Consider the following 6,382-nt stretch of genomic DNA (forward strand, 5'->3'; position numbering starts at 1 on the left):
ATTAGTTAAATCTTATTCAACTATGAGCCTTTAGTAATGACTAAATGGAACAGAAAAAATATTAAACGCTTGCTTTTTGGAGAATTTTCTGTCAAACGACTGATGCGCTCTATAATTTTTATTTACGCATTTTTATGTTTTTACGGTTTCTTTTTTTCAGAACGGCTAATTTTTCAACCTCCCCCATCTAGTCAGAGTGATAGCAGGGAAGTTATCAAAGTTAGCTCAGCTAATGGCGTGAAAATTTCTACTGTTCATTTTCCTAACCCGCAAGCTAAATATACCATACTTTACAGTCACGGAAATGCGGAAGACTTGGACGGCATTTTGTGGCTACTCAGAGAGATTCGAGATAGCGGGTTTTCTGTGTTTGCCTATGATTATCAAGGTTACGGCACGAGTCAGGGAAAGCCTTCTGAGTATAATACTTATCGTGATATTGAGGCTGCTTACAATTATTTAACGCAACAGTTGGGAGTACCTGCAAACCAAGTTATTCTTTACGGGCGTTCTGTGGGGGGTGGGCCGGCAATTGATTTGGCTTCGCGGCAAAAAGTCGGCGGTTTGGTGGTTGAAAATTCCTTTGTTTCGGCTTTTCGGGTGTTGACGCGGATTCCGCTTTTACCCTTTGACAAGTTTGTGAATATTGATAAGATTGGCAAAGTTCGATCGCCTGTTTTGGTGATTCATGGTAAGGCTGATGAGGTTGTGCATTTTTGGCATGGAGAGCAGTTGTTTGCCACCGCCAACGAGCCGAAAGTGAATTTTTGGGTTGATGGAGCCGGTCATAATGATTTGATGGATGTGGCGGGCGATCGCTATGCTGCAACTTTGCGAAAATTTGCTAAGCTAGTAGATGAATCTTCTCGACCAATATGAGCAACGGGCTAGAAGCCCGTTCCACAACAATACATACACTTACACTTTATTGTGAACCTTTGCTATGAGCAACCTCCCTAAATTAATGCTCACCTACTTAATTTAATTAGGGCGGTTTGGCGATCGATAAAATGGTTTTTTCACCACACTAGCCGGATAGTTTTTCCCGCGAATCTCGATTTCTAATTCCTGACCAATTTTCGCTAATTTTGCCGGAACAAATGCGAGGGCTACTGGCCGATTCAATGTAGGCGATAATGTACCGCTAGTAACTTCTCCTACTGTTTCGCCTTCAAATATTGCCGGATAGCCGTGGCGTGCAATGTGCCGCCCCTGCATTTCTAACCCTACCAACCGCTTCGATACTCCACTCGCTTTCTGCTGTTCCAAAACCTCGCGACCAATAAAATCGCCTTTGGTGTCGAGGTGAACAACCCAACCCAATCCAGCCTCTAAAGGCGTGATATTGTCGTCGATATCTTGACCGTAAAGAGCCATTGCTGCTTCTAAACGCAAGGTATCTCTCGCACCCAAACCGCAGGGTACAACGCCAGCATCTAACAATTTTTGCCATAGTTCTTTTCCTACTTCGGCATCCACCATGATTTCAAACCCATCTTCGCCGGTGTAACCAGTTCTCGCGATAAAACTCGGCTGTCCCAACAGATTTGTTTCTAAGTGACCGAATGCCTTAATTGGTGCGAGGTTGTCTTCCACAAAAGGCTGGAGATAATTAACAGCCTCTGGCCCTTGAATAGCAATTAAAACTTTATCTTCGGAGATGTCTGTAAAACAGAGTTCGCTCAATTCTAAGTGAGTGGTGATCCATGCTTTGTCTGTGATGCGAGTGGCGGCATTGACAATAATTACTGCACGTTCTTCGCTAGTGATAGGATCTGGTTCTTGGCAGTAGAAAATAATGTCGTCTAAGATGCAGCCTTTGGCATTTAGCAAGACTGTATATTGAGCTTGACCGGGTTGCAAGCGGCTCAAGTCTGAGGGTACTAAGGGTTGAAGTTTTTCTATTACTTGTTTCCCTCTCAAACCAAATTTTCCCATGTGGGAAATGTCGAACATTCCTGCTTGCTGGCGTACTGCTTGGTGTTCGCTGCTGATGCCTCCATACTGCACCGCCATCTCCCACCCGGAAAAGGGCACCATTCGGCCTTTGAGTTCTAATGATAGGTCGTACAGAGGCGTGCGGGCAAGTTGGCTCGGACTCTCTGGATTGCTGGGTTCAGTTGACTTTGCCACAGGTAGCGCTTTGGTTGCGGGTAGACTGTTTTTATTTTACGGGAAAATTGGTTTTCGCGGTGTGTGGCGCGATCGAATTTAACGACACGGCAATGCTGTTTCCCTACGACTAAGTACACGCCGATGAGGAAACGGCAGTGTCGTTTCCCTAGTAAAGATACACGAGTAATTTATCCCTAATCTTGATTTATGGAGAATAGCGGGCTCGAACCGCTGACCCCTACAATGCCATTGTGTGTCGAATATGGTTGAAATCCTTAATATATATAGGGTTGAGGCATAGTCAATAATTGGTATATTAATTTAATCGTTATTTTCAGCATCGTTAGACATGGTTTCCTGTTGCTGAGATTCCTGCTGTTCGAGCCATTGAATTACAGCCATGCGGACGATCGATGCCAAAGACTGATTCGGTTCGCTTGCCTGAACCAAAAGCCGTTCCCGCAAGCCCCCAATATCAAAAGTCACAGTGAATCGATCGCGTGTGTCCCGACTCATTCCCCGACTCATTCCCTGACTCCTTCCCCTACTGTTACCCTTACTGTCACTGTTTCCTGTACTCATAAAACCAGCATATTCTATGAGCGTCAAAAACCTTAGATTTTATAGTCAAGCTTTCTGCTTGACATAACATTAAAACGATGTTACATTGCAAAAACGCCCAGAAAAAGTGTTGGTAGCACTTTCCCTGGACTTTCAACCAATGCCGACACACGGCACTAGGAGACAGAATTATGTTACTACAAGTGACGCAATTGACGATGCGGAACGAATATCCGATCGTAGTAGAGCGCCAATTCAATCCAAATTCCCAGGTCAGAGGGTTCGGGGAAACAGCAGCAGCAGCAACCCAAAAAATCTGGGATCAAAGACGGGATTTAGGATACTGGGACGCAAGAAAAGCTTACCCGCAGGGACAAGAAAATCACTCAGTACCACAAACTCAGTCTGCTCAGACTGAAGAAGCGCCGAAACGTGGTGTTGGCAGGCAATAGATTCATTTTTTTTACTCTATCGTGAGCTACTTGAAGGGCTCAAAGAAAGGGTACTAAAAGTAGCTCATGAGATACGAGAAAAAGTGTCGAAAGCCTTACACAGTCCAGTATCAAGATGAAGCAGGAAGAGCAAATTACTGGACTCGATCGCAAATAAAGCAAATTCTGGGAAGCGTCGGTCGTAAAAGTAGACGCAAACCAGTACCAATGTCGGAAGCGACATTTAAACGCCGACTGACACTTCTAGAAGAAGAATGCCCAGAATGCGATCGAGTGCTTCATTCCCGTAAATTTTCAGATTTTCAGAAACGATGTCTGGTTCAGGTCGAAGAAATTTTCGTTGCCTGCGATCGAGATATCGACAAAACACGCAAATACTTACAAAACGTAGGACTTAACATCAATGACTACACTATCTAGAGTTGAGCTGAAGTTTGAACTCGGACTAGGCAAAGTGTCCGACATTACCACAGTCCGCAAAGCGCTCGGTCATCGTAAATGGCAAAATGCTCAGGTCGAAGGAGTCGATATCGACGAAGTACGGGAATATTACCGTCTGATTCGTGAAGAAATGAAGAGTCCGACTGACGCATTACTCGACATTGCTTCCAAGCGCACCGGATACGCTGAGCACTGCGATGATATCAACGACAGTGAAATTAACCACTCTGAAAACCGAGACGGGCAGGAAGAAACCAGTCAGCTAGTGGTTGCAGTTCGAGGCGCAACATCTGAAGCAGCCCTGGCGATGACTGATGTGGGTGCTGCTGCTGCTGCTTCGGTTGTTGATGCCTTCTACATCTCCCTTGGAGAGAATGTAGTTGATCAGCTCAAATCTCGATCGACAAATACTCGCGCAAACTTCCGAGAAATTGTTGGCTCAGTCCAAAATGCTCCCCTCGATCTTCGTAACGGTAGCTTGCCAGGAAAAAAAACCCACCCGCCGAAACAGATCACTGGTGCTTGGGGTTAATTGAATCTTGCATAGAATTAGCTACAGCTTATAGCGAGCGGCTAATTCTAGAAGAGCAAGCTCGTTCAGCTAACCGAGAAAAGTTACTTATGGCTTTGGTTATTTATGCGAGTTTGCTCTCATCAGGTTCATCAGATTGCGATTCTTCTGACAAAGATTCAAAGAGAAAGACAATGATTCCTATAACCTCAGACGAAGTTTATGATTGGAATCCAAACCAAAAAGTTTACGTTTATAGTGCTGATAAAAAATGTTTGGAACTGTGCCGAGTAATTGACCTGGATTTGTCAGAGTTAGGCGATCGGACTCGACTTCTGGAACCAGTAGACGATAACCTGCAACTCTGCAAACCAAAAGAACGAGAAATACCTCCTAACTGCGTCGGAGGTAGGCATTGTCCCTATCCTGGAGTTTGTTACCGTTTCGAGACTGAACAACAAGATTATGAATGCACATTCCCATCGGACGACGACAATTATCTCACTGCTGATTGTTGGGAACCATAACCAAATCGAGTTAATACTCCTGACAACCGTAATTCTAATCAGTCTCCTGATTCTTCTACTCAATATCGTCAATGTGTGGCGAAATATTCAGCAAGGCAAGAAAGCTCAAAACATTCAATTCCGATACAAAAAGCTGAAGGATTATAAGGGGTGGAAATAACACCTGAAATACAAGCCATTCTCGATTTCCTGAAACGTTTTGGAAAAGGCAGTACAGCCGAAATTGCTTTCTGTACTCTAATCGAAGAATGGCGAGTAGAAATTGATGTTCAAGATATGTCTGATGAAGGTTGGGTAAGACTTTCAACCGATAGCAACGATAACACAGTTGCAACGATTGTTAACCACAGCAAGGATTATTAACCATGAATGACCTATTTTCGACAGATTCAACATCCACAACTAAGACGGAATCTGGCGCTCCCTGGATGAGTAGAGCTATCCCAGCATTGGTAGTTGGTTTCGGTGCATTCTGCTATCAAACCGGATATCAAGATGCCCTCAAACAAGCGAAACCGACGATCGTTCACGGCAATCAAACAGTTACTAACACCAAAGTTTATCAAATTTCCCCGTCAGTCGGTATTGGCAGCCACAATAACCGTCAAACAGTCGAGTAATTAGGAGCTAATTATCATGGCTAAAAGAGTCGGAACTATGACTTATGAGCAACTTCAGACCGAACGCGACGCGAACGAATTGCTCAAAACTAATCTGAAAGCTCAAATCGAACAGGTCATTGATTCACAAGTTTCTTTGCAGTTGCATCAAGAAGTTTTGCAACTATCTAAACGCAATGAAAAATTAGCAGCACAACAAGTTCTTTTGATGAGAGGGGGAAAACTCAAAAGACCGATCGAGATGTCGCTTGAGGAAATTGAAGCCGAACAAGAAAAGAATAAAGTTACGATCGCCAAATTTGAACAAGAGTTGACCTCCATTGATTTTGATACACGGTTTAATGCTAGCCAAGAACTACGGATTATTTATACACGAAGTAAAGCATTAAACAAACAACGAATCGCTCTTTTAACCCATTCAATCGCCCTTTTGAAACAAGAGTTAAATGCGAAACAAAAATCCTAAAGCCCGTCTAATACTTAAACCCCAAAAGCAACCTAAGCAGCCCAAAGCTAAGAGAAAGAGTGATTATGTCCCAGGGTTTAATTACATTTTTCAAGACGGTTATCTGTCCAAAGTTGGCTTGAGTGAGACACCCAAAACACGTCACTATTTCCTGTCACGAGACTACCAAGCTCCGTTAAAAATTAGGGCGATCGTGTTCACGATGAACATGAAACTGACAGAAAAAACGATGCACAAAATCTTTAAGGCTTGGAATGTTCACCGCTCTCCCGGATTAGATGGTAGGACAGAATGGTTTGAAGCCCCTCCTTACAGAGTTTTACTGATGCAAGTCACGCTATTTCTTCTCTGTTGGCTGGTTAACTTCGCTTACTTAGCTCTGGCTGTTTTAATTTTGATGCTCTTTTCCTCTCTGGTTTTTAGATAATGCTCGAACGTATCTTGAAATTCTTCCCAAATCTGTTGGCTTCTCAGCAGAAAGCTAGTCAGGTTTCCCGAAAACTGAGTAATAAAATCTTTCAAAATTGTAATCAGGATGTTCGACATCTACTGCCAGGTTGCTATTTCTATGTAGGGTTGCAAATTCAAATCAAGTTTTTCTCTACATATTCAGAATTTCTGAAAGAAGATATCGAATATTGGGATTGGATAATCTATGACGGTTTTGGGCAAGTAATTCTAAAGACTGG

At 43.4% G+C, this 6,382-nt stretch carries 13 protein-coding genes; 11 read left to right on the top strand and 2 right to left on the bottom strand.

The features are described from left to right. The first annotated feature begins 36 nt into the window (after positions 1-36). Complete coding sequence (locus QUB44_RS16800; protein ID WP_333369443.1) at positions 37-879, top strand: alpha/beta hydrolase; 843 nt, start codon at positions 37-39, stop codon at positions 877-879. Between the two features lie 102 nt (positions 880-981). Here the strand turns inward: QUB44_RS16800 and gcvT are convergent, their stop codons facing one another. Then, the gene (gene gcvT, locus QUB44_RS16805) at positions 982-2,133 is read right to left on the bottom strand and encodes a glycine cleavage system aminomethyltransferase GcvT (protein WP_333369445.1); all 1,152 of its coding nucleotides are present in this window, start codon (positions 2,131-2,133) and stop codon (positions 982-984) included. On the opposite strand from gcvT, the gene QUB44_RS16810 reads away from it, so the two are divergent. Continuing rightward, the gene (locus QUB44_RS16810; RefSeq protein WP_333369464.1) at positions 2,058-2,246 is read left to right on the top strand and encodes a hypothetical protein; all 189 of its coding nucleotides are present in this window, start codon (positions 2,058-2,060) and stop codon (positions 2,244-2,246) included. The two genes, gcvT and QUB44_RS16810, sit on opposite strands and share 76 nt — an antisense overlap. A gap of 190 nt (positions 2,247-2,436) precedes the next feature. On the opposite strand, the gene QUB44_RS16815 is transcribed toward QUB44_RS16810, so the two are convergent. Then, positions 2,437-2,697 (bottom strand): hypothetical protein, encoded by a 261-nt coding sequence (locus QUB44_RS16815; RefSeq protein WP_333369446.1) that lies wholly within the window; start codon positions 2,695-2,697, stop codon positions 2,437-2,439. A 170-nt stretch (positions 2,698-2,867) separates the two neighbouring features. Here QUB44_RS16815 and QUB44_RS16820 point away from each other — a divergent pair, with 170 nt between their 5' ends. From QUB44_RS16820 to QUB44_RS31190, 9 genes are all read left to right on the top strand, one after another. Next, positions 2,868-3,128, top strand: coding sequence for a hypothetical protein (locus QUB44_RS16820; protein ID WP_333369448.1), 261 nt, complete (start codon positions 2,868-2,870; stop codon positions 3,126-3,128). 66 nt (positions 3,129-3,194) lie between these two features. Next, complete coding sequence (locus tag QUB44_RS16825; protein ID WP_333369450.1) at positions 3,195-3,548, top strand: hypothetical protein; 354 nt, start codon at positions 3,195-3,197, stop codon at positions 3,546-3,548. Then, positions 3,532-4,101 (top strand): hypothetical protein, encoded by a 570-nt coding sequence (locus QUB44_RS16830; RefSeq protein WP_333369452.1) that lies wholly within the window; start codon positions 3,532-3,534, stop codon positions 4,099-4,101. The genes QUB44_RS16825 and QUB44_RS16830 overlap by 17 nt, the downstream gene beginning before the upstream one ends. A gap of 173 nt (positions 4,102-4,274) precedes the next feature. After that, positions 4,275-4,607: a hypothetical protein gene (locus QUB44_RS16835; protein ID WP_333369454.1), complete on the top strand. Its 333-nt coding sequence runs from the start codon at positions 4,275-4,277 to the stop codon at positions 4,605-4,607. Positions 4,608-4,757: 150 nt separating this feature from the next. Then, positions 4,758-4,970 carry a hypothetical protein gene (locus QUB44_RS16840; RefSeq protein WP_333369456.1) on the top strand — a complete coding sequence of 71 codons (213 nt, stop codon included), beginning with the start codon at positions 4,758-4,760 and terminating at the stop codon, positions 4,968-4,970. Positions 4,971-5,035: 65 nt separating this feature from the next. Continuing rightward, positions 5,036-5,227 (top strand): hypothetical protein, encoded by a 192-nt coding sequence (locus QUB44_RS16845; RefSeq protein ID WP_333369458.1) that lies wholly within the window; start codon positions 5,036-5,038, stop codon positions 5,225-5,227. Between the two features lie 16 nt (positions 5,228-5,243). After that, positions 5,244-5,693 (top strand): hypothetical protein, encoded by a 450-nt coding sequence (locus QUB44_RS16850; protein WP_333369460.1) that lies wholly within the window; start codon positions 5,244-5,246, stop codon positions 5,691-5,693. Then, entirely contained in the window at positions 5,674-6,120 is a 447-nt protein-coding gene (locus tag QUB44_RS31185) for a GIY-YIG nuclease family protein (protein ID WP_333310432.1), read from the top strand. The genes QUB44_RS16850 and QUB44_RS31185 overlap by 20 nt, the downstream gene beginning before the upstream one ends. Then, positions 6,120-6,382: hypothetical protein (locus tag QUB44_RS31190; protein ID WP_445299901.1), on the top strand; the 263-nt coding region annotated here is incomplete at its 3' end. The genes QUB44_RS31185 and QUB44_RS31190, both read left to right, overlap by 1 nt.

The sequence above is a fragment of the Microcoleus sp. AT3-D2 genome, from assembly GCF_036705715.1.
In the GTDB taxonomy this organism is placed as follows: domain Bacteria; phylum Cyanobacteriota; class Cyanobacteriia; order Cyanobacteriales; family Microcoleaceae; genus Microcoleus.

Bases quoted from the DNA above. Each gene is read 5' to 3' on its own strand.
- QUB44_RS16800 (WP_333369443.1), top strand. From the start codon at position 37: ATGACTAAATGGAACAGAAAAAATATTAAACGCTTGCTTTTTGGAGAA.
- QUB44_RS16810 (WP_333369464.1), top strand. From the start codon at position 2,058: ATGATAGGTCGTACAGAGGCGTGCGGGCAAGTTGGCTCGGACTCTCTG.
- QUB44_RS16815 (WP_333369446.1), bottom strand. From the start codon at position 2,697: ATGAGTACAGGAAACAGTGACAGTAAGGGTAACAGTAGGGGAAGGAGT.
- QUB44_RS16820 (WP_333369448.1), top strand. From the start codon at position 2,868: ATGTTACTACAAGTGACGCAATTGACGATGCGGAACGAATATCCGATC.
- QUB44_RS16825 (WP_333369450.1), top strand. From the start codon at position 3,195: ATGAGATACGAGAAAAAGTGTCGAAAGCCTTACACAGTCCAGTATCAA.
- QUB44_RS16830 (WP_333369452.1), top strand. From the start codon at position 3,532: ATGACTACACTATCTAGAGTTGAGCTGAAGTTTGAACTCGGACTAGGC.
- QUB44_RS16835 (WP_333369454.1), top strand. From the start codon at position 4,275: ATGATTCCTATAACCTCAGACGAAGTTTATGATTGGAATCCAAACCAA.
- QUB44_RS16845 (WP_333369458.1), top strand. From the start codon at position 5,036: ATGAGTAGAGCTATCCCAGCATTGGTAGTTGGTTTCGGTGCATTCTGC.
- QUB44_RS16850 (WP_333369460.1), top strand. From the start codon at position 5,244: ATGGCTAAAAGAGTCGGAACTATGACTTATGAGCAACTTCAGACCGAA.
- QUB44_RS31185 (WP_333310432.1), top strand. From the start codon at position 5,674: ATGCGAAACAAAAATCCTAAAGCCCGTCTAATACTTAAACCCCAAAAG.